The organism is Halalkalibacter lacteus (assembly GCF_036663595.1).
Lineage (GTDB): Bacteria > Bacillota > Bacilli > Bacillales > Bacillaceae_D > Halalkalibacter > Halalkalibacter lacteus.
Window position 1 is genome coordinate 1 of the sequence record NZ_JAWRVL010000504.1, and the last position, 230, is coordinate 230.

The window sequence follows — 230 nt, forward strand, 5'->3', positions numbered from 1 at the left end:
TCCTGCCTGAACTGCGCGGCGCCCGTTTCACCGATCGGCATGTAGGGATTGATGGCTGGCGTTGTGGGCCCGGGCGGGTCCTGCGGCAGAGGTGCCTGCTGGCCCCCCGGACGGGGGTCATCGAGCGGGATGACCTCGTCGACGTCGACGGCCTCCACACCGCTGAGGGCAGCGACCTGACCGGCCTTGTCCGGCGCGATCGCAACCCGCAGGTAGCCGAGGGCGTCGTC

General features: G+C 70.9%; 1 protein-coding gene. It reads right to left on the reverse strand.

Going from position 1 to position 230, the window contains the following annotated elements:
* The coding region (locus SAZ04_RS23165; protein WP_332700187.1) for a hypothetical protein at positions 1-230 on the reverse strand (230 nt) is incomplete at both ends.